This is a genomic window from Paraburkholderia sp. BL18I3N2, assembly GCF_003001875.1.
Lineage (GTDB): Bacteria > Pseudomonadota > Gammaproteobacteria > Burkholderiales > Burkholderiaceae > Paraburkholderia > Paraburkholderia phytofirmans.
In genome coordinates, this window is record NZ_PVNC01000005.1 from 137,437 (window position 1) to 161,429 (window position 23,993).

Consider the following 23,993-nt stretch of genomic DNA (forward strand, 5'->3'; position numbering starts at 1 on the left):
CCGGCTTTTTTTGCCCCTTTTTCCATGGGGTTTTGCCTCGAGCTTTATGAAAACTTCGCGCCATCACACGCTGCAGGACCAGACCTACGACACGCTGCGGCAGTGGCTCACGATCGGACGCTTCGTGCCCGGCGAACGCATCAAGATCCGCCACGTCGCCGCCGAACTCGGCGTGGGCGAAATGCCGGTGCGCTCCGCCTTGCAGCGCCTCGCGGCCGAATCGGCGCTCGTGAACGTGCCCAATTGCGGCGTGACGGTGCCGCATCTATCGAAGGAACAGTTCGACGATGTGCTGCGCGTGCGTCTGATCCTCGAAGGCCAGGCCGCCGAACTCGGCGTGCCGCATCTCACGGCGCATGATCTCGACACGCTGGAAAAACTGAACGCGCAGATGGCGCAGGCGTTGCGCTGCGCCGACGCCAAAAGCTATCTCGACGCCAATGAGGCATTCCACCTGATTCTGTACCGGGCGGCCGGGTCGCCGCTGCTGCTGGAGCTGATCGAAACCGTGTGGCTGCAGGTCGGCCCGATTTCGAATCTGCTGTTCGGCGAGGCGCTATTCGCCGATACGCTCAACGACGCGCACGACGATCTGCTGAATGCCGCGAAAGCGAGCGATGCGGCCGGCGTGCGGCGGGCGATCGAGCGTGATCTGAATCATGCGGCGATGTGTTTGCGCGAGCAGTGCCTGTGACCGCGCGACGGGTAATCTGACGCAAACTCGCGCGGCTGGCGGCGATGCGATTGCGAGCGCTTTACCACGAGGCAATCACTTGGTGGGTTGTGTGCGCGAGCGAACACTGGAACGCTAATCCGCCAACCTTCTATCTGCCAAAGCGGTCTGACAATCGGCAATGACTTGCCGAACGAGCCGGGCCTGAGGATCGAGTTCATCGGTATCGAGAATCTCCTCGACCGCATCTCTCGCCCAGTCCGCCTCGACAAACTGCGCGTGGCGCCGCGCGATCTCCACCGCGGTGGCGCTCAGCTTGGCGACCGTCAGCCAGTCGGCCTCCCGCGCCCGGCGATCGAGCCACTTGTGCGCGGCCTGCACGTGGAACGCCGCGTCTGGCCAATCCTCATTCAGGTAATAAGCGCCAAGACTCCCGCATGTGAGCCAGCACAACAGCTCCAGACGGTCCCGTGGACTCAGATGATGGCGTACATCACTCATGGCGACGCTCGCTGCGGTGGATTGCGTTCCGGTGAGGACGGCGTGTCGCCGGCCCCCGCTTCGATAGAACAATATCACGCAGAATTCAAGCGCGGCAATTCCTGAGTACCCTGGCGCGGCCGCGCCGCGGCGGCACGGCAACCCGCTCGCGGGCCGCACCGCGCCTCGCTCGCAAGCCGGCGCCGCTAGCGGGTAGCGACGATGAACAGGCGCGGAAACGGCAGCAGCACCGTGCCGTCGGCGAGCGCCGGATAAGCCGCGGCGATCGCCTCGCGGTACCGCCCGAGGAAAGCGGCTTGCTCCGCGTCGTCGAGTTCGGCGAGGAACGGCCGCAGCGCGCTGCCCTTGAACCATTCGACCACCGCATCCGCGCCACCCGCGAGCGGGTGATGGTAGACGGTGCGCCACACGTCGACCCGCGCGCACAGCGGTTTGAGCAAGGCGTAATACCACTCTGCGCCGTAGCGCATGGTGCGCTCGACGCCTTTGAGCTTGTGCGCCCACGGGCCATCGACGGCAATCTCGCGCAGCAGACGGTGCGCGGGTTCGTCGAGGTTGTCCGGCATCTGCACCGCGAGGCTGCCGCCCGGCGCGAGCTTGCCGACGAGCGACGGAAACAGGCGCTCGTGGTCAGGCACCCACTGCAGCACCGCATTCGCGAGAATCAGATCGTAGGGGCCGGGTGCGTCCCACGTGGCGATGTCGCTCACGTCGAAGCGGAATTGCGGCAGGCGCTGGCGGGCCGCCGCGATCATGTCGGGCGAACTGTCCATGCCGCTGACCGCCGCGCCCGGCACGCGCGCCGCGAGTGTCTCGGTCGAGTTGCCGGGTCCGCAGCCGATGTCCACCGCTGTCTTCACATCCGCCGGCGGCACGGCCGCCAGCAGATCCCTGACCGGACGCGTGCGCTCGTTTTCGAACAACACGTACTGCTTCGCGTGCCAATCCTTGTTCGACGTCATCTGGGACTCCCTGTGTTCGAGGTGGCCGGATCGGTGACGGCCGATCTGAACTGCGCGGCATCTCAACCGATCCAATCCGTCCATTCTCGGCGGCGCGACGTGCGGAGTAAAATGAATTTATCATTCCGATTCCTCAATTTTACTGATGAAAATCGATACGCTCGGCGTTCAGGCGTTCGTCGCCATAGCGGATCGCGGCAGCTTCCAGAGCGCCGCCGATTCGCTGCACGTCACGCAAACGGCCATCACGCAGCGTCTGCGCAAGCTCGAAATCTACCTCGGCGTCACGCTGATCGAGCGGACCACGCGCTCCATGGCGCTCACCGAAATCGGGCAAGGGTTTCTACCGCAAGCGCGCCGCTTGCTCGGCGAACTCGCCGATGCGTTGGTCGAAATCCGCGAGACAGGCGTGGCGCGCCGTGGCGATGTGTCCATCGCCTGCGTGCCGACGGTCGGCGTGCAGTATTTGCCGCGTATTCTGCAGGCGTATTCGGCGCGTTATCCGCATAACCGCATCAGGATTCTCGATCACGCGTCGTCCGCGGTGGAAGCGGCCGTGCTGCGCCGGGAAGTCGAATTCGGCATCAATATCGCCGGCGAGCACCATCCCGATCTGGCGAGCGTGCCGCTCACGGAGGACCGCTATGTTTTGATTTGCCACGAAGATCATCCATTGGCAAAGCGGCGCCGCATCGCCTGGCAGCAGTTGCAATCGTATCCGCTGATCTTTGCCGGCGAGGTGAGCGGCAACCGTGCGTTACTGGACGTCGCGCTGGAGCCGAGCCAACTGGCGCTGCGCTCGTTCTACGAAGTGCAGCGCAGTTCCACGGCCGTCGGGCTGGTCGCGCAGGGCGTGGGCGCGGCGGTGGTGCCGGCGCTTGCATTGCAAAAAGGCGCGTATCCGACGGTGCGGACCGTCGAACTCACGCAGCCGGCCGTGTCGCGCACGCTCGTGCTCGTGGCGCGCAAGACCGCGCACTTGTCGCCTGCCGCGCAGGCGCTCTACGACATGATCCTCGAGCAGGCGACGTTCAAAGGGTGAATTCAAAAGTTGTGCCGCAACCCCACAACCACCGAGACCTGCCGATCGGTATCCGAATTCACCGCGTTCGGAATCTGCGCGAGGTTCTCACTCGCGCCGGTCACCGGATCGACCCCTAACCCGGCGCCAGAAGACTTCTGCCCAATCGCCACGGCATAAACGGCAGTCCGTTTCGACAAGCTATACACCGCTCCGAGATTGATCTGATGCACGCGGGTCGAGCCGCTTCCGCTCGGCTTCACATCGTTGAAGATATAGGCGAGCCCAAGCTGCAAATCCGGCGCAAGCGCATAGGTGGTGTTCAACTCGGCGATTTCGAATGAAACATCGGCGCCGGCTGGCCGTGCCGCGCTCGCAAAGTACTGGCTCTGCGACAGCCGCGTGTGCGTATAAGTCACCGCCACGTTCGCCTTGCCGAACGAATACGAACCCCCTGCCCCAAAGATCCGCACCTTGCTCGCATCCTGCAGAAGACAATACGACGCGTCCGCGTTCGCACAACTGAAGTCGCCGATATAGCTGCTCGTACCACCCAGCGCCGCCTGCAACGGCTGATTCAACTCCAGATACCCCGCGCTTAGCGACAATGGCCCCTGCGCGTAATTCGCCGCGAGCGCCCAACCCTTGTTCTGCGAAAAATTCCCCGCTACTCCGCCGAGGCTGAACAATCCCCCAACCGTGAGTCCGCCAAAGCTCGGGCTGATGTATTTGATCGAATTGTTGAAGTTGAACGCCTCGTTCAAGTTATCGACGTCGCCGAAATGCGAGCCGTACAGCGTCGCCCAGTTATTACTCGATGCATACGCACCCATGTAATCCGAGAACGGATCGTATTGACGGCCGAACGTCAGCGCGCCATACGTCGCGTTGTTCACACCGACCCACGCATTGCGATTGAACAGCGTATTCGATTGAAGCATCGCGCCGCTGCCGATCAGAAAGCTGTTCTCCAACGCGAAGTTGACCGTCGTACCGCCGCCGATATCTTCCGTGCCCATCAAGCCCCAGCGCGACGGCACCAGATTGCCGCCTCCGAGTTGATAGTTCGCGTGTCCGTTGGTGCTGCCGTTGGCGAGCGTCGTCTGCTGATTGCTCGTGTAGATGAGGCCGGCGTCGACCGTGCCGTAAAGCGTCACCGAAGATTGCGCGTGCGCGGCCATCGAAAGGCCGAACGCGGCCAGCGCAAGCGCCGAGCGCTTGACGAAAGTGTCTGCCATGATTGTCCTGTCGAGAAGTGAGGTAGCGGGTTGTCGCGCCGGGTTGGCGCGATTGGCGCGGTTCTGTCTTATTGGCCGAAGCGTGCGTAGATATCCGGGCGCTTCTTGCGCAGGATGAGACCGATCAACACGCCGACCAGCGCCACCGAGAACACGATCCAGGGAAACGATTTGACGATCGGACTATCGGAGCCGCTGAGCGCGTCGAGATTGCGCACCAGAATCACGCCGATATACAGCAGGCCGAGGCCGCCCACCAGCGGCGCAACGAACGAATGCCATACGCGCGTGTCCCTGCGCGTCTTTCGGAAGAACGCGATCACCGAAAAACTCGTCACCGCCTGCAACATCACGATGCCGATCGTGCCGAGCGCCGAACTCCAGCTGAACACAATGTTGAACACGTCGCTGCCTGCCGCGATAAAGAGGCCGAGCAACACGCACACGGAAAGCGTCTGCAGGTAGCTCGCCACATACGGCGAACGATATTTTTCATGCACTCGGTTGAGGACCTGCGGCAGGATGCCTTCGAGACTCAGCGCATGGATATAACGCACCAGCGTGTTATGAAACGACAACAGGCTCGCGAAGATACTGCTGAGCAGCAGGAAACTCATCACCGTCGTCACTGCATTGCCCAGATATTTGCCGGACTGAATGAACCAGAAATCGCCGGGCTGTTTGGTCGCGACCGTGACCACATCGGCGAGGCCATACGCGCACACGATCGTCCATGTGACGAAAGCGAAGAACACGAGAATCAGCATCACGGACACGTACGTGGCGCGCGGCACCGTCACCTTGGGATCGCGACATTCCTTGCCGTATATCGCGGTCGCTTCGAAGCCGATGAACGAGGCAAACGCGAACATCACCGCAATGCCGAGGTGGCCGCTGAACACATGCTGCGGCGTGAACGGTGCGAGCGTGAGCCCGTTCGGTCCGCCGCCATGCGCGACGATCGCGACGGCGAGCACCAGCAGAATGCCCAGTTCGAGGCACATCAGCACGCCGAGCAGGCGGCTATTCAGATCGATACCGCGAATGCCGGTGAATTGCACCACGGCGACGCAAATCAGCGAATACCCGTACCAGGGCAACGCGGTATGCAGGAGCGGCGAGAGGATCACCGTGCAGAAGAAACCAAACAGGCCGTACAGCGCGATCTGGATGAACGTGTACGACATCAGCGCGACGAGCGCTCCCGCCATGCCCAACGGCCGCCCCAGTCCGGCGGTGATGTACGCGTAAAACGCGCCGGCGCGAACCACGTGCCGGCTCATCGATGCAAAGCCCACGCTGAATATCAGCAGCACCGCGCCGGCGATCACGAACGCGCCCGGAATGCCCGCGCCGTTGCCGAGACTGATCGCGGGCGGCACCGCGCCGAGCATGCCGGTCAGCGGCGCGGCCGCCGAAATCACCAGGAATACGATCTGCCATAAGCCCAGCGTATTGCCTTTCAATTCCACGGGGTTCTCCGCGTCGACCGCTCGGGTCGGAGAATAGGGTTCACTCATTGCAGCCTCTGTTGTGTTGGCTAGTCTGGGACTCGCCTGAACCCTGCACTGCTGATCCAGACGCTCACTCGACCGATCTCCAATGCTTCGGTGTGAGCGCATGGTAGGTAGCTAAAAAATAAAGCGACTTCGCGAACCGCGCCAAATTTTCGATAATTTGCGCCAATGCGGGGAAGCCCGAATGCGGCCGTTTTCGGCGGATATTTAGGAACCGAAACTATTCTCGCGCAATGCTTTCACGTTGAAAGAATGCGCGGACACGTCACGGGTTATTTTTCTTCCAGCTACGCGCGGCGCGCCACAAGACGGTGGCATCCGCGTAACCAACAGCGCGCGCAATCGCCGCATTGGTGAGTTCTTCCCGTTCGAGCAGGCCTTCCACACTGCGCTGCCGTTCCTCTCGCACGATCTGCCGCACGGAAGTGCCCTCTTGCGCAAGGTGCCGCTGCAAAGAGCGGTGCGAGAGACCGAGGTCCTTCGCGATGTCGGCGACGATCAGTTTTTCGCGCGCTAGCCGCCGCGTCACCAGATCGCGAACCTGCTCGGCAATGCTGTGCGGCATCGCGTCCCGCGCGATCAGATCGGTGGCGTGGCGCTCCATCATGCGCGCCATTTGCGAGTCGGCGCTTTTGAGTGAAGCGTCGAGATCTTGCGGACGCAGAATCAAGCCGTTGAAAGGCTGCTGAAAGCGCACCGGCACACGAAAGATGCGCGCATACGGTTTGAGATCGGCGGGGGCGGCATGTTCGAAATGCACTTCGACCGGATTCCACGCCGCGCCGCGCACGAGCCGGACCATATGGCACATGGTCGACAGGCTGTATTCCGCATCCTGCCGGCGCGGCCAGATTTGCGGACTGGCGATCTGGTAGGTCCAGATCGGCCATTCGTCGTCGCGCAGCAGTTCGCAGGTCGTGGTGTTTTGCCACGACGCAAGCGCGAGCACGAACTTGCGCATGGCCGCGTTCAACGTGGGCGATGAGAGAAACACCAGACCTGCAGGCCCGAGTTCCGTCAATTGCACTTCGCTGCCTAAACGCAGGCCGAGCGCGGATTCGCCAAGTACCTCCGCGGCACGTTCGAACGCCGCGACATAGCGCGTAAGCGGCAGGATTTCATATGGATTCGACAGGAGCTTGCGGCTCATGCCGAACTCCTCCAGCAGCGCGTCGCATTGCGCGCCCGATGCATCGAGTGCGCGCACAACCGGCCCCATGACCGCGGCGCGGATCATCGGGAAACTGCCGTTGAGCGTGACTTTTTTCATGCTGAGCGTCTCCTCTCCAGTCTCCGCTGATGGTGGCTCCAGTCCTTCCTTCTGGCGCACTTTATCGTTCATTTGGCGCGATACGCAAGCGCGAAAATATTATTGGGTTCCTACGATTTGCCATCGACTCAGCGTTCGCCGCGCCTCGTTCACCTCGCGAGCACGCTGTCCGGTCCAGCAACTTCTTACGGGAATCCTATGAACACGAATGCCACGAAAGCCGCTCACGCCCCCGTTCATCCGCTCGATCCGCTGAGCGGCGCAGAAATGCAGCTCGCGTGCGATCTCGTGAAAGCCGCCGAGAAACTCGACTCGCACGCACGTTTTCCGATGGTCGAATTGCGCGAGCCGCCGAAAGCCGAAGTGATGGCATTCAAGACCGGCGAATATTTTTCGCGCACGGCCTTCGTGCTCGCGATCGATCGTACGAATGGCGCGACGATCGAATTCGAGGTGGACCTGAGAGAAAAGAAAATCGCCGCGCGCCGTGTGATGCCGTTCGGCGAGGCGCCGTACGGCCAGCCGCCCATCATGATCGACGACTTCATGAACGCGGAACAGATCGTCAAGAGCGATGAAGCCTGGCGCGTGGCTGTCATGAAGCGCGGCGTTAGCGAAAAGGATCTGGAACGCGTTCAGGTCGACCCGTTCTCCGCGGGCTGTTTCGACCGCGAGAACGAAAACGGCCGGCGTCTCGTGCGTTGCGTGAGCTACTACCGCGAGACGTTGACCGATAACGGCTACGCGCATCCAATCGAAGGCGTGATGGCCGTGGTCGATCTGCTCGAAAAGAAAGTAATCGAACTGGTGGACGACGGCCGCATCATTCCGATTCCGCGCGCCAAACACAACTACGACACACCGAGTCTCGGCGAACCGCGCAGCACGCTCAAACCGCTGTCGATCAATCAGCCCGACGGCCCGAGCTTCACGATCGACGGCTGGCATGTGAACTGGCAGAACTGGAACTTCCGCGTCGGCTTTACGCCGCGCGAAGGGCTGGTGCTGCATCAACTGTCGTGGGACGACGGCAAGAGCACGCGCCCGATCATCTACCGTGCGAGCGTCACGGAAATGTGCGTGCCCTACTCCGATCCGACCACTAACCACTACTGGAAAAGCGCGTTCGACGCGGGCGAATACGGTCTGGGCAAACTGGCGAACCAGCTCGAACTCGGTTGCGATTGCCTCGGCACGATCCGCTATTTCGACATTCCGTCAGCGGACGATTTCGGCAACCCGTTCGTGATGAAGAACGCCGTCTGCATGCACGAAGAAGACTACGGCACGCTATGGAAGCACTATGAATTCCGCACTGGCGTATTCGAAATGCGCCGCTCGCGACGCCTCGTGATCTCCTTCTTCGCCACGGTCGGCAATTACGATTACGGCTTCTACTGGTATCTGTACCAGGATGGCACGATTCAACTCGAATGCAAATTGACCGGCATTGTGCAAACGTCGGCCGTGGCCGATGGCGACACCTATCCGTGGGGCGGCATGATCACCGAGAACCTCGGCGGCCCGACGCACCAGCACTTCTTCAACGCTCGCATGCACATGATGGTGGACGGCGAGCGCAACACGGTGACCGAACACGAATTCGTGCCGCGTCCCATGGGCGAGAACAATCCGTACGGCAATGTGTTCGATACGACCCGGCGCGTGTTGAAGACCGAACGCGAAGCTGCCCGCAACGCGAATGGCCGCACAGGCCGTTACTGGAAGGTCAGCAACCCGAACGTGAAGAATGCCGGCGGCGCGAATCCGGGCTACAAACTGGTCGTGAACGACTCGCCGCTGATGCTGGCCGACGAACGTTCGAAGGTGCGTCAACGCGGCGGCTTTGCCACGCGTCACGTGTGGGTTACGCCATTCGATCCGGCTGAGCGCTATGCAAGCGGCGATTATCCGAATCAGCATTCGGGCGGCGACGGCCTGCCGCGCTATATCGAAGCGAACCGCAACATCGAGAATGAAGATGTCGTGCTGTGGCACAGCTTCGGCCACACGCATGTGTGCAAGCCCGAGGACTTCCCGGTGATGCCGGTGGAGTACGCCGGTTTCATGCTCAAGCCAAACAACTTCTTCTCGGCCAACCCAACGATGGACTTGCCGGCCGAGCGTGATCTGAACAGCGTCGAAGACGGCAAGTCCACGGATCATGGCTGTTGCAAGCACTGATCCGCTCATGCCTCGTGCGCGGCACGCCGCTTTGACACGCATGCTGAGCGCGAGTGCGGCATGCGTGTGCCTCGCGGGCGGAGGCGCTGCGCTGTTGATGCAGGCCGGGCTCGGCCGGCACGCCACCGAGTTATGGACGAGCGCGCTGATGCTGGCGGCCATGATGAGCGTGCCGCTGTTGACGTCGCGCTCATCGGGCCGAACCACGCTGCTGGCGAGCGCCGCGACGCTTATCGTGACGATCGGTGCGATGAATAGCGTGCCGGCGTATTTGACTGGTTCGGCGCATGGCATTGCGATTGCCGTGCTGATGATCGCGGCGGGCGTCGGCATGTTGCTCAATGGGCTGCACGCCAACGCCGAATCGCGTCACTATGTGGATCGCGGCATTAAGCAAGATCCCGATTCGATCAAGGTGGCGACACCATCAACTGCAACGGCTCTCCTCGCCTTGCTCGCAGGACTATCCAGCGGCAGTCTCGCCCGCTTCCAGCTCTTTGCAATCTGCGGCGTCAGCGGCGCACAACCGTTCTGGCAAATCTCGCTTTCGCTTGCAGCCGTCTGCGCGCTGGCATGGATCGCCGAGCGCTCGCGCGGCAATCGCGTGTTGATGGCGCTGTATATCGCGCGCGCGACGCTGATCGGCACGCTCGCGGCGAACGGCAACCCCGCGCTCGCGCCACTCGCGGCAGCGGTCTTTCTGATTCTCGACTGCCTGACGATTCCGGCGCTCGTCAACTTGCGCGGTAACTCGACCAGCGTATTGAGCGCCAGTTGCCCGGGCATTGCGCATCACATCGGCATGGTGCTCGGCGCGGCGTTATCCACGACCCCCTACTTTTTCGGCGATGGATTCGTCGTGCTGTACGCATTAAGCGCGACGGCGAATGTGATCTGTGCCGCGTCGTTAGCAACGCGTTGGCGCGCAAAGCAGCACATCCACCCGCACCTGAACCCATACCGCCGTCACACGAACCCTTCCGGCTAGCGCCACGGCCACTCAACCCCAACGGAGACGAACCACCATGACCGAACACAAGCTAGCGGCCGCATTGCCGCACACCATGTTCATCAACGGCGAAAAAACCGGCAGCGCCGCGGGTAAAACCTTTCCGGTCTTCAACCCGGCCACCGCTGAAGAGATCGCGCAGATTCCCGACGCATCCGAAGCGGATATCGATCACGCGGTCAGAACCTCGAAGGCGGCCTTCGAATCCGACGCCTGGCGCAGAATGCCGCCGGCCGTCCGCGAGGGTCTGCTGCTAAAACTCGCCGACCTCGTCGAGCGGCATAGCGACGAACTCGCCACGCTGGAAACGCTGAATCAGGGCAAACTGATTGGCTTCTCGAAGATGCTGGAAGTGGCGGGCAGCGTCCAATGGCTGCGTTATATGGCTGGCTGGGCCACCAAGATCGAAGGCAGCACGTTCGATCTGTCGATTCCGTTCCCGCCGGGCACGCGCTACAACGCATCGACCAAACGCGTGCCCGCCGGCGTGGTGGCCGCGATCGTCCCGTGGAATTTTCCGCTGCTGATGGCGGTATGGAAAATTGCCCCGGCGCTAGCCTGCGGCTGCACCGTGGTGCTAAAACCCGCTGAAGAAACGCCGCTGACGGCAATCCGTCTCGCCGAACTCGCGCACGAAGCGGGTTTCCCTGCCGGCGTGTTCAACGTGGTGACCGGCCATGGTGAAACCGCCGGCGCGGCGCTCGTGCGGCATCCGCTGGTGAACAAGGTCACGTTCACGGGATCGACCGAAGTCGGGCGCATCATCGGCCGTCAATGCGCGGACGATCTGAAGCGCGCGTCGCTCGAACTGGGCGGCAAGAGCCCGGTGATCGTGCTCGACGACTGCGATCCGCGCAAAGCGATCGAAGGCGCGGCAGGCGCGATCTTCTTCAACCACGGCCAGGTTTGCACGGCGGGCTCGCGCCTGTATGTGGCCCGCTCCATCTATGACGAAGTCGTGCAAGGCATTGCCGCCGTCGCCGACGGCATCACGCTCGGCTCCGGTTTCGACGCCGCGACGCAGATGGGTCCGATGGTCTCCGCGCGGCATCGCGACAAAGTGGCCGGCATGATCGCGCAAGGCAAGGACGAAGGCGGCGAGATTTTGTCGCGCGATGCGCGCGTGGAACGCGAGGGCTACTTCGTGCGTCCGACGGTGATCGCCAATCGCGCCTGCAAGCCGCTTGCCGTCGTCAAGGAAGAGGTGTTCGGCCCGGTGCTAGTCGCCATGCCCTATGACGATCTGGATGAAGTGCTGGCTCAGGCGAACGCTTCCGAGTACGGTCTCGGCGCGAGCGTCTGGACCAATCAGCTCGACAAGGCGCTGCGGCTCGTGGACGGCATCGAGGCCGGAACGGTGTGGGTCAACACGCACAACATGGTCGACCCGGCGATGCCGTTCGGCGGCTTCAAGGCGTCGGGCATCGGCCGCGAACACGGCAAGTCGATCATCGAGTCCTATACGGAAACCAAGTCGGTCTGTATTGCTTATTGACGCTGCAACGCCTGTGCGGCGCATCATGGGCGCCGCGCAGGCAAACCAGTAAAATGCCGGGACATCGCGCCGCTGCGCGCTCACTCCCGGTCGAACATCTTGAAACGCAAAATGCCCGCGCTGAATGCGCTGAAAGCCTTCGAAGTCGCCGGCCGCACGGGCAGCTTCACCCGCGCCGCGGAACTCCTCAACGTCACGCAAAGCGCGGTGAGCCGGCAAGTTCGGCAACTCGAGGCGCAATTGGGCGAGACGCTGCTGCAGCGTCACCATCATCATCTGGAACTGTCGGCTGCCGGCCGCGTTCTTCTGCAAGCACTGCAGCAATCCTTCGACCGTATCGAACTCACAGTGCGCGGCTTGCAGGAAAAGACCCATCGCAATCGTCTGCGCATCAATGCGCCGCCCACCTTCACGAGCCGCTGGCTGATGCCGCGCCTCGGCCGCTTGCGTGACGCGCATCCGCAACTCGAACTGAGTCTGTCGACGCGCGTCGACGACAACCTCGCGGAATCCGGCGTGCTCGACTGCGCAATCCGTTTTGGGAATGGCGAGTGGGAAGGTGTCGAAAACCGTCTGTTGATGAGCGAGCGGCATATCGCGGTGTGCTCGCCCGCCTTGCTCGCGCGCCAGGCGGGCAGCGCGGCAATCGATCTGAATCAGTTCACGCTGTTGCATGTGCTCGCAAGCGCCGATCAGCGCTACCTCACCTGGCAGCATTGGCTCAAAGCAGCAGGCATTGAAAACGTGGATACGCGCGGCGGTTATGAATTCGATCTGCTCGATCACGCGATTCGCGCGGCAATCGACGGGCTCGGCGTGACCATCGCCGACCGTCACATGATCGCGCGCGAACTGGCCGAGGGCCAACTCGTGCAAGTGTTGAACGTGCACGTGGACGGGCATCAATCGTACTGGTTCGTGACGCGCGCCGAACAGGACGAACTGCCGCACGTCGCGCTGTTCCGCGACTGGCTGCAGCAGGAAATCTGGTTGAGCGGACGGGCGCTCGATGCGTCGGAATCGGCGCCTTTGAGCGACGCCGGTTGAAGCGTGAGTTACCGGATCATGCCGCCGCGGCCATCTCCGCGGTTACGGGCCGAAACGCAACTTCGCTCGCGGCGTCCTCGAGAATCATGTCGGCGCCCTTCTCCGCCACCATCATGGTCGGCGCATTGATATTGCCCGACGTGATATTTGGAAAGATCGACGCATCGACCACCCGCAAGCCCGCGATACCGTGCACACGCAATCGCGCATCCACCACCGAGCTGCGCGGGTCGTCGCCCATCGCGCACGAACCGCACAGGTGATAGATCGACCCGGATTGCTCGCGGAAGTATTGCAGGAAGCCTTCACGCGTATTCACCTGCGGCCCCGGCGAGATTTCCTCGACCGTGATCGCCTTCAACGCCGGCGACGCCATCACCTTGCGCACCAGTTCGCAACCCTGGATCACTTCGTCGACGTCCTTCTCCGTGGTCAGCGCGTTGATGCGGATCTTCGCGGCATCTTCGGCGCGATTCGACGCGATCTCGATCGAACCGCGGCTGGTCGGACGGCACGGATTGAACGCTAGCAGAAAGCCCGAGTACGGTTCAGGTTCGAGATTCGCTTTGTTGCTCTTCGGAATCCGGTACGACAACGGATTGAAGTACAACTGCAGATTCGGCTGTGTTTGCCGATCATTGCCTTTGAAGAAGCCGCCCGACTGGTTCACGCTCATCGCAAGCGGCCCCTTGCGCGTCAGCAGATATTGCAGACCGAGCTTGAGCTTGCCGAGCAACGGCCGCATCTCGTCGTTCAGCGTCTTCATGTTCGCGCGATAGTAGAAGCTCACGCACAAATGGTCTTGCAGATTCTGGCCCACGGCGGGCAGTTCCTTGACCATCGCGATGCGATGCTTCGCCAGCAACGCGCTATTGCCCACGCCGGAGAGTTGCAGCAGTTTCGGCGAATCGACCGCGCCCGCCGACAGAATCACTTCGCGCGTCGCCATGAACTGCCGCGTGGTGCCGTTCTGCGTAACGCTCACGCCAATCGCGCGTTGGTTGCCGTCGAATAGAACGCGGCTTGCCAGCACGCCGCGCTCGACAGTGAGGTTCTTGCGCGACAGCGCCGGGTGCAGATACTCGAAGCTGCTCGACGAGCGCTGGCCGTTGCGCGTATTCACGTCGTAAATGCCGGCGCCTTCGAATTGCGCGCCATTGAAGTCGTCGCTGCGTCGATAGCCGGCCTGATCACAGCCTTTCAGGAACACGTGGCAGATCGGATGCACCGCGTCTTTCATCGGCGAAATACGGATCGGTCCGTCGGCGCCGTGATAGTCCGTATTGCCGAGCGGATGCGATTCGAGCTTGCGGAAATACGGCAGCACGTCGCGAAATGCCCAACCTGTATTGCCGGCGGTGGCCCAATCGTCGAAATCATGCGGCTGGCCGCGCACGTAAATCATCGCGTTGATCGAGCCCGAGCCGCCCTGCACCTTGCCGCGCGGACAATAGATCGGCCGGTTGTCGAGTTCTTTTTCCGGCTCGCTGTAGTACATCCAGTTGTAGGTTTCGTTGTAATACGTCTTGGTGAAACCCACCGGAATCTTGAACCAGAACGAGCTGTCCTTGCCGCCTGCTTCGAGCAGCAGCACCGAGTATTGGCCCGACGCCGACAGGCGATTGGCGAGAATGCAGCCCGCCGAACCCGCGCCGACGATAATGTAATCGTAGTTCATGCTCTATATCGCCAGACGGCGCTCAATCCATTGAAACGTAGTGGTGAAACCCGCCAGATGCAAGGCGCACTCAACCCTTGGCCGGTGCGAGATCCTTCACATCGGCCGGTTGCGCCGCCATTTGCAGATGCAAACGCTCGCCGGTGTACGGCGTGCGCTGCCTGACGACTTCCATGTTCAGCTCGACGCCAAGGCCTGGTTCCTGCGACGGAATGATGTAGCCGTCTTCCCATTGAATCGGCTTCTTCAGCACGGCCGCATGAAAACCGTCCCACGTGCCGATGCTTTCCTGAATCAGGAAGTTCGGCGTGCACGTCGCGAGCTGGATGCTGGCCGCCGCGCCGATCGGCCCGTTGTACAGATGCGGTGCGATCTGCGCGTAGTACACCTCGGCCAGCGTCGCGACTTTCTTCGCTTCGAGCAAGCCACCAACACGCGCCACGTTCAATTGCAGAATCGACGCGGCACCGGCTTCCAGCAGCTTGAAGAATTCGTACTTGGTGGTGAGGCGTTCACCCGCGGCGATCGGAATGCTGGTGTGCTGCGCGACCTGCGCCATCGCGCCTTCCTGGCCCGGCGGAACCGGCTCTTCGAACCACAGCGGATCGTACTTTTCGAGGCGTTTCGCGAGCCGGATCGCTGACGAAGGCACCATCTGCCCATGCGTGCCGAACAGCAGATCCGCCTTGCTGCCGACTGCTTCACGTACACGGCGGCAGAAGGTTTCGCAACGGTCCAGCACTTCCATCGACAGTTGATGGCCAGAATACGCCGTGTACGGTCCGGCCGGATCGAACTTCACGGCCGTGAAGCCGCGCTTGACGTTTTCAAGCGCGCATTCGGCGGCCAGATCGGGATCGTCGTAGTCGTACTCGCCGCGGCTGTTCCTCGGATACAGATACGTGTACGAACGCAGGCGTTGATTCACCATGCCGCCCAGCAACTCGTACACCGGCTTGTTAGCCGCCTTGCCGATAATGTCCCAGCACGCCATCTCCAAACCGCTGACCACGCCCATCATCGTCAGATCGGGGCGTTGCGTGAAACCGCTCGAATACGCTTCGCGCCAGAGCCGCTCGATGTGATGCGGGTCCTTGTCGAGCAGATAGCGGCCGAATACGTCGTCGATGATGTGGGTCATCGCCTTCGGATGGAACGTCGCTGAATAGATTTCGCCGACGCCTTCAATCCCGCAATCGGTCTTGAGCTTGACGAAGATCCAGTACATGCCGCCCACGTGCGGCGGCGGTACGGCGACGATATGCGTTTCGAGCGAGACGACTTTCATTTACGCAACCTCTTTTCTATTGAGCATGTTTCTCAGTGCGAGCCCGGCAAAGCCGCCGAGCGCCGCCATGACGGCCACATAGCCGAAGTAGAGCTGGTAGCCGAAGACGCCCGGGAACGTCTGCGTCAGATAGCCGTTGATGAGCGGCAGGAACACGTCCGGCGAATAGCCGAGCACCGAGATCAGGCCGATCGCGAGACCCATCGTTGTGACCGGAATATTGCAGCGGTCCAGCAGCGACCAGTACAGGCCGCGAATCGCGTAAGTCAGAATGCCGATGAACAGCACGAGGAACACCAGCAACACGTGGCTCGAAATACGCGGTGCCGCCATCAGACCCAACAGCGACAGCGCGGCGAGAAAGAGTGCGATCACGAGCACCGACACCTTCGAATAGCGATCGCCGAGAAAGCCGCCGCCGATGCCGCCGATCGGGCGCATCCACAGCTTGAGCGTGGTGATCGTGCCGGCCATCACGACCGTGAGGCCGATTTCGCCTTCATGCAGATAGGCGGAGAAACTGTAGGTCGCCCAGAACACCTGGTAGCCGCAGAACACAATGGCGGCGACCAGCCAAAGTTCGGGAATCTTCGCGAGCGTCTTCAGATCGATCAGCACGTTGTTGCGTTGACGCGCGGCGCGATTGGCGGCCGCGTCTTCAGAGCCCTGCGGGTCCTTGACGAGCGCAAGCACCACGCCGAGCACAATGCAAAGAAACGCGTACATGTAGACCACCAGCTTGAAACCGGCCGCGACCGGTTCGCCTTTGGTCTGCGTCATCCATGCGAACAGCGTGATCGCGACGGTCGCGAGCATCGCTTCGATCAGGCCGCGTCCGCCGTCGAGCAAGCCGAAGAAACGGCCCTGCTCATGCGCGCCGGCAATCATCGTCACGCGTTTGATGACAGCGGCCCAGAACGTCAAACCGGTCGACAAACCCCAGCCGCCGAAGATCATCATCAGCATGGGGAAAGAAGGCGCGGTCGAATACCACAGCCCGAGCACGCCGGTGGCGATTAGAGAAAAACAGATCAGCAAACGCGGCGCGATACGGTCCGCGAGCCAGCCGCTCGGCAGATAACTCAACAGAAAGATCGTGCCCAGCGACGAATACAGGTAGCCGAGCTGGCTATCGGTGATGTGGAACACTTCGAGCATCGTCGGCTGATACACCTGCCGCAGATACAGAATCGGATAGATCGCGCCGGCTGCGATCACCAGCAGGATGAGCTGGATATAACGCTGCGTCTTGCTGTTTTGCAGGGCGGCCTCTTCGTCGCGTAAGGCGAGCGAAGCATCGGTTCGAACGGGTTGGGATGACACGTGAGCGCTCCTCAGAGACACAGCGCCGGCCCATCGGGCCGCCCGGTCTCCAATATGTTTTGTTATGGACTGGCAGCAGAATCGCTGCGCTTTTCAGGTTGCAAGGCAGACACGCGCGATCGTTTTTGACGTGCGGCGCGTGCCGGTTCAGCTTCAGTACTTCATGACCACGAGACGGGTCTGGGTGAATTCGAGCATGCCGTGCTTGCCGTCGTCGCCGCCGAGGCCCGAACGTTTCCAGCCGGCGTGAAAGCCCTGATACGGATCGGCGGGCGTACGGTTCACGTACAGTTCACCGGCTTCGATGCCGTTGGCGATCTTCATCGCGCCGCGATAGTTCTCCGTATACAGCACCGACGACAGACCGAATTGATGATCGTTGGCCATCTCCAGCGCTTCGTCGAGCGTGCGGTATTTGACGACCGGCATGATCGGACCGAAAGTCTCTTCCTGGATGATTTCCATGTCCTGACGGCAGTTCGACAGCAACGTGGCCGGATAGAAGAAGCCTCTACCTTGCGGCAGCTTGCCGCCGGTTTCGAGCGTGGCGCCCGCAGCGACCGCGCGCTCCACCATCGCGTGAATCGATTGGCGCGACGCGTCGTTGACGAGTGGCCCCATCAGCGACGGCTGCTCGCTGCGATCGCCGCTTTCCACCGCGCTCATGTGCTTTTTCAGCAGCGCAACGAAGCGGTCATGCACGCTTTCCTGCACGTAGACGCGTTCGATCGCCGTGCACAACTGGCCGCAATGCGTGGTCTTGGACGCGACCAGATGGCGCGCGGCTTTCTCGAGATCGGCATCGGCCTCGATGATCGCGGGCGTCTTGCCGCCTAGTTCGAGCGACGGCTTGGCGATGTTCGCCTTGCAATAGTCGAGCACCTTGCGGCCCGCGCCGACGCTGCCCGTCAGCGTGATCATGCCGACCTTGGGATGCGTGCAAAGCGCCTCGGCGGTGGCGTGGTTCATCGCGAGAATGTTCACGACGCCGGCCGGCAAACCGGCCTTCTCTACTGCCTTGGCGATTTCGAATGCGGAAGTCGGCGTGTTGTTGCTCGGGCGCACGACGACCGTATTGCCGGCAATCAGCGCCGGCGCCACTTTGCGCATGAACGTATAGACGGGATAGTTGAACGGGATCAGACACGCGACCACGCCCATCGGCTCGCGATGCAATACAAGGTTTTCGTCGGGAGTATCGCTCGGAATCACTTCGCCTTCGATGCGGCGCGCCCACTCTGCGTGATAGCGCGTGATCTGGCCGGCGTAGATCGCTTCGTTGGTGGCATCGGCCACGCTTTTGCCCGACTCCAGCGCGAGCGCCGCGCCGATGGCGGGCGCGCATTCGGTCAGCGCATCGGCGAGCTTGTGCAGATAGACAGCGCGCTCGGACGACGGCAGCTTGCGCCAGCCCTTTTGCGCGACGGCGGCGGCATCGACAGCGGCGATGACTTCGGCATGGGTGGCGCCGGTGACATGGGCGATCACGGCCTCGGTGGCCGGATTGCAAACGGCGATGATCTCGCTGCTAGCGGTGTCAGTCGCGGGTTCGATGAACCGGCCGTTAGCAAAATTCCGATCGAGTCGCATGGTCGTCTCCTGAAAAGCATGTGCGAAAAACACGTTGCCCTCGGCTATGGCCTTCATGCCAAAGGTGCATGAACGGAATTTTTCTCCGGGTCACTGCCCGCCACAAGCGAATAATTCGCGGGACAAACATTCGAAAAAATCACGTTTATCCAGGGATGTGCCTCATTCGCGATTCGCAAATCGAATAGCAGAATCCGGGCTTTGCCAAAAAGCAGCGGGCTGTAGACGCGTTCGGAATGGACCGGCGCGTTCGGTCCGCTCACTACCAAGGTCTGGAGCTCATGATGAAAAAGAACCGCATTGCTACCACCGCATTCGCCGCACTCGCCTCGCTGGCGGCGTCGCCGGCTTTCGCTCAAAGCAGCGTCACGCTGTACGGCGTGCTCGACGAAGGCATCGACTACACCAACAACGCGGGGCACGGCGCGGTCTGGGAAATGGCGAGCGGCTATGCGCAAGGCAGCCGCTGGGGCATGAAGGGTTCGGAGGATCTGGGCGGAGGTCTGAAGGCCGTGTTTCAACTCGAAAACGGCTTCGACGTGAGTTCGGGACGGCTCGGCCAAGGTGGCCGCATGTTCGGCCGCCAGGCGTATGTGGGTCTGAGCGACGGCCGCTTCGGCACGGTCACGCTCGGGCGCCAGTACGATTCCGTGGTCGATTATCTCGCGCAGACCACGGCCAACGGCAACTGGGCCGGCTACCTGTTCGCACATCCGTATGACAACGACAACACCGACAACTCGTTCCGCCTCGGCAACAGCGTGAAATACGCGAGCCCGGAGATGGCGGGCTTCCAGTTCGGCGGCGCTTACGCTTTCAGTAACGACACCAACTTCGCGAACAACCGCGCGTATAGCTTCGGCGGGCAGTATGCGAACGGCGGCCTGCTGATCGCGGCGGCGTATATGCAGGCGGACAATCCCGGCGTGGGCTCGACCGGCGCGATTACCGCCAACGACGCGAGCTTTATCGCGGGACGTATGCGCGTGTTCGGTGGCGGCATCAACTACACGTTCGGCTCGGCGACGGCCGGTTTCGCCTACACCAACTCGAACTACAGGAATCCGACGGGCAACGGCTATATCGGCGTTCCGCTGGCCGCGCCGGGCGTGACGTTGAATACGCTGAAGTACCAGAACTTCGAGCTGAACGGCAAATACCAGTTCACGCCGGCGTTTTTCGTGGGCGCGCAGTACGTGTACACGATGGAAAACTACGATGCGTCGTCAGGCAGCGTGAAGCCGAAGATTCACTCCGTGGGTTTGATGGCGGATTACAACCTGTCGCGGCGCACCGACGTGTATGTGCAGGGTGAGTATCAGAAGGTCGCCGGCGATTCGACTCACTCGATTCTCGACGACGCGTTTATTCCGGGTGTGCAGGCGCCGTCGTCGACGGGCACGCAGGTCGCTGTCCGGATTGCGTTGCGGCATAAATTCTAAACCTTACTCCTCAACTGCCGCCTTCAACCTCGACAACGCCTGATCCCACTGCCGCGAGATCGCGTCGAGCGCGCTGCGTGCTTCGTCGAGATGGGTGGGCTCGAATTCCCATAACCGTTCGCGGCCCACTTTGACGTCGCGCACCAGACCCGCATTGGCGAGCACTTGCAAGTGCTGCGTGACGGACTGCCGCGTGATGTCCGTTCCCGCAGTGAGTTGCGCGATCGACATCGCGCTGCCCGCGCACAATACCGCGACCAGACGCAGACGTGTCTCGTCGCCGAGCGCCGCGAAAATCGCCGCGGAACTACGCAGCGCCGCCGCCTTCAGCGGCACTCCGCCAGACGTCTTCTTAACCCTTGGCGACATGCCGTTCGATGTTGGTCATCTGTTCATCCCACCCGCCGCTATTCATACGGAATGCTTCTTCGCGGCGGCCGGGGGGAAGTTGATCGAAGCCCGACTCGACCACGCGCAACAAGGTGCCCGATTCGACCTCGGTCAACTCGAAGACAACCAGGGTAGTCGGCTCTTGCGAATAGTCCGCTTTGATATCGACCGCGGCAGGATGCCACCGCCACGAAAGATGGTGCTCGGGCTCGACGCGCTCGACATGCACATCCATGACGAGATACTCGTAGCCGGGATAGGTAATGTTGCCCTGCACGGACTGGCCGGCCACGAAATGTTTACCGGTGAGATCCACGCCGAACCAGTTGCCGAATTCCTCGGCATTGGACAGCGCGCGCCAGACTCGAGAGCGCGGCGCCTCCAGCAGAATCTGTTTTTCGATGCGATCGGTCGATGTGTTCATATGCAGCCTCCTGTCGACCAGAGTTGGCGCTTTAGCGCTTACTCTGGTCCCGTGCAACGTAGTTGCCAACTGCATATTAGGAACGCTCTAACCAACATGCAAGTCATTGCCTGCATATTTTTTCACGGCGATTTTTCTTCGGATCGAGAGCCCGCCACCCCCCTACTTCTCTTCCGGTTCTCGACTTTTGAACAGCCGCGCGCTTAACAGAATGGCCAGCGCGATCGCCACGCTGAGAATCGCCGTCGCCTCGCGCCCGAGCCCCGCCGCCACGCCGACGCCCGCGGTGAGCCACAAGCTTGCCGCCGTCGTCAGACCGCGCACCTCGCGCTCGGCGCTGAGCTTGATGATGGCGCCCGCGCCCAGAAAACCAATCCCGGACACGAGTCCCTGTAAGACCCGGCTCATATTGTCCTGCGAGAAACCGGCCTGCAGCGGCACCACTACGAACAGCGCCGCGCCGACCGACACCATCATGTGCGTGCGCATGCCGGCGTCACGACGTGACATCTCACGCTCGAAACCGAGGATGCCGCCGAGTATCAACGCCAGCCCGAGGCGCATCAGGACCTGAGTGACGTCGGCCGCGCTGCCGAGATCTGAGAACTCTCCCCGGGCGGTTGCCCACACCGCGTGCCACCAGTTGCCCATTACATTTGCCCGACGTTCTGGAAAACGCCAAGCATACGACAATAAAGCCGCACTGCGTGCCTCATCCGGCCGACGTTTTCTTCACGAACGCGCTCACAACGGCCTCCAGTTCCTTCGTGATCGATGTCATCACACCGGCCACCACGGCGAACTCGCGGCCGGTCACATGCGCGCGGCTCGCCACGATCTGACCGTTGAACGAGACGATGTGCGCTTCTTTCGCGATGGCCTTGATCCGCTCGATCAACTGCTGCTGCTCTTTCTTCTGCAATCGCGCTATGCGCCGGCTTTCCTGTTCATAGACAGCCGTGACGCCGTGCAGATGCGTGAGCAGCGGATCGACGGAATCGACCAGGGCCTTGAGTGCATCGCCCGCGCGCGGCGAAGCGCGCCCGATCGCCTCCAACGCCGTCGAAGCCAGCGCGATAAAGTCCGCGATCTTCCCGGCGACATTCTCGCGGCCATGAAATGCCTCGCGCAACGCTGGCGAAAACAGACCGGGCAAGCCATCGCGGCCTTGAATCAACACCGTATGACTTTCGGTAAATGTGTTCAGCGTGTCGCGCGCGATCGCCAGCGCGCCGTCGAACTGTTGAAGCGCCAACATCGCTTTCAACGCGATGCGCTGCGAAAGCATCCGCTGACGCCCCGCCATATTGATCAACGAGCTCAACACCTCGCTGGAGACGTCCGCGTCGGACGGCGGTGCGTGAACCCGTTCTGTCGTGATGCTCATCTTGACTTCTTATGATTATTGATCGGCCCCGTCGCACGATCCGCACCGCCGCGTCAGCGTGGCAGCCGGATCGCCCGCGTTACTGCATTACTCCATCGCTCCATTACTCCGTTGCGTGCGCGTGCATCACACCGGTGTGCATCGACCACGCCATCCACGGACGGCGCAGCGCGACGATTGCGACGAACGCGCAGGCCGCCAGCGCGCCGAACGTCGCGAAGCCCATCTGATAGCTGCCGGTGCTTTCCTTCGCGATGCCCATCACGACAGGCAGATAGAATCCGCCGATGCCGCCTGCGGCGCCGACGATGCCCGACATCAGACCCGTGCGGCCGGCCCAGCGATGCGGCACCAGCTGGAAGGTCGCGCCGTTGCCGAGACCGAAGGCCACATACAGGCACACCAGCAGCGTGATGCCACCGGCCATTGCCGGCATGGCCGCCGCGAACACGAAGTCGCACAGCGAGATGATCGCGAGCAGGAAGGTCAGCGCACGCACACCGGACACCTTGTCGGCAATCAGGCCGCCGAGCGGGCGCACCATCGCGCCGGTCGCGGCGAGCAGCGCCATGAAGAGGCCCGCGTCGATCTTCGAGAGCTGATAGAGGTTGGTCAGCAGCAGCGTGACATACGAGGACATACCGACGAAACCACCGAACGTAATGCTGTACACCAGCATGATCGCCCACGTGTCACGCTCGGCCAGCACCGCGCGATAACGCTTGGGCAGCACCGCAATCGCCAGCAGAGCGCCGATCACCGGCAACAGTAGCACACCCGTTTTGCCGGAGCCGAACATGCCGGCTTCGACGAGCAGCACCAGCACGATCAAGCCGACTAGCGTCACCGCAAAGCTGCCGAATGCGCGCAGCACGTTGCCCGTTTTCACGCCGGAGTCGTTGGCCCAGAAATACAGCGTAATTGCGGCGATCGCGAGCAACGGCAGAGCGCCGCCGGCGGCCATCTGCCAGCCGTAGTGCGTCGCCAGTTGCGGGAACAAAAAGCCGTCGAGCACCGCGCCGATATTGCCGGCCGCGGCGAGGCCCAGCACGAGGCCCTGCACCTTCGGCGGATAGTTGCTGCCCGCCATCGGCAGCGCCACCGCGAAACTGGCACCGCCCACGCCGAGGAACACGCCGAGCACCAGCAGCACCGTGTACGACGGCACGGACGGCAGCAACGGCAGCACGATGGTCGGCACCGCTGATAACAGCACGCCCATCAGCGCAATGCGCTTGCCGTGCGCGGATTGATACAGGTTGCCGAGTGTCACGCGCAGAATAGCGGCCGACAGCACCGGCACCGCGACCAGCAAACCCTGTTGCGCGGGCGTCATCGCGATGCTCTTGCTGATGAACGGTGCGAGCGGTCCATACAGGACCCACACGGTAAAGCCCGTGTCGAAATAGAGGAAACACGCCACCAGCGCGCGCCAGTCCCCACTCTTTAGGGAGCTCATCAGGTTTTTCATCAGATATCCTTACAAAACTGATTTTTAGACTATCCAGCAGATCGCGCTACGCGCCACGCACCGGAATGATCACGATGTTGATA

At 61.9% G+C, this 23,993-nt stretch carries 21 protein-coding genes; 7 read left to right on the forward strand and 14 right to left on the reverse strand.

Translation table 11 applies throughout. The annotated features are described in order from the left end of the window. Positions 1–46 precede the first annotated feature (46 nt). Positions 47–694 (forward strand): GntR family transcriptional regulator, encoded by a 648-nt coding sequence (locus B0G75_RS16165; RefSeq protein ID WP_106307226.1) that lies wholly within the window; start codon positions 47–49, stop codon positions 692–694. Between the two features lie 114 nt (positions 695–808). On the opposite strand, the gene B0G75_RS16170 is transcribed toward B0G75_RS16165, so the two are convergent. Beyond that, complete coding sequence (locus B0G75_RS16170) at positions 809–1,174, reverse strand: hypothetical protein (RefSeq protein ID WP_106307229.1); 366 nt, start codon at positions 1,172–1,174, stop codon at positions 809–811. A 185-nt stretch (positions 1,175–1,359) separates the two neighbouring features. Continuing rightward, positions 1,360–2,136 (reverse strand): trans-aconitate 2-methyltransferase, encoded by a 777-nt coding sequence (tam, locus tag B0G75_RS16175; RefSeq protein ID WP_106307232.1) that lies wholly within the window; start codon positions 2,134–2,136, stop codon positions 1,360–1,362. Positions 2,137–2,281: 145 nt separating this feature from the next. On the opposite strand from tam, the gene B0G75_RS16180 reads away from it, so the two are divergent. Beyond that, positions 2,282–3,178: a LysR family transcriptional regulator gene (locus B0G75_RS16180; protein ID WP_106307235.1), complete on the forward strand. Its 897-nt coding sequence runs from the start codon at positions 2,282–2,284 to the stop codon at positions 3,176–3,178. A gap of 2 nt (positions 3,179–3,180) precedes the next feature. Here B0G75_RS16180 and B0G75_RS16185 read toward each other — a convergent pair whose 3' ends face one another. From B0G75_RS16185 to B0G75_RS16195, 3 genes are all read right to left on the reverse strand, one after another. Next, positions 3,181–4,395 (reverse strand): porin, encoded by a 1,215-nt coding sequence (locus tag B0G75_RS16185; RefSeq protein ID WP_106307238.1) that lies wholly within the window; start codon positions 4,393–4,395, stop codon positions 3,181–3,183. Positions 4,396–4,463: 68 nt separating this feature from the next. Next, on the reverse strand, positions 4,464–5,915 hold the full coding sequence (locus tag B0G75_RS16190) for an APC family permease (protein WP_181309283.1): 1,452 nt from the start codon (positions 5,913–5,915) through the stop codon (positions 4,464–4,466). Positions 5,916–6,177: 262 nt separating this feature from the next. After that, on the reverse strand, positions 6,178–7,182 hold the full coding sequence (locus B0G75_RS16195; RefSeq protein ID WP_106307244.1) for an AraC family transcriptional regulator: 1,005 nt from the start codon (positions 7,180–7,182) through the stop codon (positions 6,178–6,180). 198 nt (positions 7,183–7,380) lie between these two features. On the opposite strand from B0G75_RS16195, the gene B0G75_RS16200 reads away from it, so the two are divergent. From B0G75_RS16200 to B0G75_RS16215, 4 genes are all read left to right on the forward strand, one after another. Then, on the forward strand, positions 7,381–9,366 hold the full coding sequence (locus tag B0G75_RS16200; protein ID WP_106307247.1) for a primary-amine oxidase: 1,986 nt from the start codon (positions 7,381–7,383) through the stop codon (positions 9,364–9,366). A 7-nt stretch (positions 9,367–9,373) separates the two neighbouring features. Next, positions 9,374–10,354: a hypothetical protein gene (locus B0G75_RS16205; protein WP_106307250.1), complete on the forward strand. Its 981-nt coding sequence runs from the start codon at positions 9,374–9,376 to the stop codon at positions 10,352–10,354. A 37-nt stretch (positions 10,355–10,391) separates the two neighbouring features. Further along, the gene (gene styD / locus B0G75_RS16210) at positions 10,392–11,870 is read left to right on the forward strand and encodes a phenylacetaldehyde dehydrogenase StyD (RefSeq protein WP_106307253.1); all 1,479 of its coding nucleotides are present in this window, start codon (positions 10,392–10,394) and stop codon (positions 11,868–11,870) included. A 111-nt stretch (positions 11,871–11,981) separates the two neighbouring features. Next, positions 11,982–12,917: a LysR substrate-binding domain-containing protein gene (locus B0G75_RS16215; RefSeq protein WP_012433000.1), complete on the forward strand. Its 936-nt coding sequence runs from the start codon at positions 11,982–11,984 to the stop codon at positions 12,915–12,917. A 16-nt stretch (positions 12,918–12,933) separates the two neighbouring features. Here the strand turns inward: B0G75_RS16215 and B0G75_RS16220 are convergent, their stop codons facing one another. The 4 genes from B0G75_RS16220 to aldA form a co-directional block, all read right to left on the reverse strand. Beyond that, the gene (locus B0G75_RS16220; RefSeq protein WP_106307256.1) at positions 12,934–14,595 is read right to left on the reverse strand and encodes a GMC family oxidoreductase; all 1,662 of its coding nucleotides are present in this window, start codon (positions 14,593–14,595) and stop codon (positions 12,934–12,936) included. A 70-nt stretch (positions 14,596–14,665) separates the two neighbouring features. Next, positions 14,666–15,883, reverse strand: a complete 1,218-nt coding sequence (locus B0G75_RS16225; protein ID WP_106307258.1) for a mandelate racemase/muconate lactonizing enzyme family protein — start codon at positions 15,881–15,883, stop codon at positions 14,666–14,668. Next, positions 15,884–17,206 carry a nitrate/nitrite transporter gene (locus B0G75_RS16230; protein ID WP_106307261.1) on the reverse strand — a complete coding sequence of 441 codons (1,323 nt, stop codon included), beginning with the start codon at positions 17,204–17,206 and terminating at the stop codon, positions 15,884–15,886. It lies immediately after the preceding gene. A gap of 153 nt (positions 17,207–17,359) precedes the next feature. Continuing rightward, positions 17,360–18,796, reverse strand: a complete 1,437-nt coding sequence (gene aldA, locus B0G75_RS16235; RefSeq protein WP_106308020.1) for an aldehyde dehydrogenase — start codon at positions 18,794–18,796, stop codon at positions 17,360–17,362. A 284-nt stretch (positions 18,797–19,080) separates the two neighbouring features. On the opposite strand from aldA, the gene B0G75_RS16240 reads away from it, so the two are divergent. Then, positions 19,081–20,238: a porin gene (locus tag B0G75_RS16240; protein WP_106307264.1), complete on the forward strand. Its 1,158-nt coding sequence runs from the start codon at positions 19,081–19,083 to the stop codon at positions 20,236–20,238. 3 nt (positions 20,239–20,241) lie between these two features. Here the strand turns inward: B0G75_RS16240 and B0G75_RS16245 are convergent, their stop codons facing one another. The 5 genes from B0G75_RS16245 to B0G75_RS16265 all read right to left on the reverse strand — a co-directional run bounded on the left by B0G75_RS16245 (position 20,242) and on the right by B0G75_RS16265 (position 23,910). After that, on the reverse strand, positions 20,242–20,607 hold the full coding sequence (locus B0G75_RS16245; RefSeq protein ID WP_106307267.1) for a helix-turn-helix transcriptional regulator: 366 nt from the start codon (positions 20,605–20,607) through the stop codon (positions 20,242–20,244). After that, positions 20,591–21,052: an SRPBCC family protein gene (locus B0G75_RS16250; RefSeq protein ID WP_106307270.1), complete on the reverse strand. Its 462-nt coding sequence runs from the start codon at positions 21,050–21,052 to the stop codon at positions 20,591–20,593. Before B0G75_RS16250 ends, B0G75_RS16245 begins: the two co-directional genes overlap by 17 nt. A 162-nt stretch (positions 21,053–21,214) precedes the next feature. Continuing rightward, positions 21,215–21,703: an MgtC/SapB family protein gene (locus B0G75_RS16255; protein WP_106307273.1), complete on the reverse strand. Its 489-nt coding sequence runs from the start codon at positions 21,701–21,703 to the stop codon at positions 21,215–21,217. Between the two features lie 61 nt (positions 21,704–21,764). Next, on the reverse strand, positions 21,765–22,439 hold the full coding sequence (locus B0G75_RS16260; RefSeq protein ID WP_106307276.1) for a type IV pili methyl-accepting chemotaxis transducer N-terminal domain-containing protein: 675 nt from the start codon (positions 22,437–22,439) through the stop codon (positions 21,765–21,767). 103 nt (positions 22,440–22,542) lie between these two features. Then, positions 22,543–23,910: an MFS transporter gene (locus B0G75_RS16265; protein ID WP_106307279.1), complete on the reverse strand. Its 1,368-nt coding sequence runs from the start codon at positions 23,908–23,910 to the stop codon at positions 22,543–22,545. Positions 23,911–23,993 lie beyond the last annotated feature (83 nt).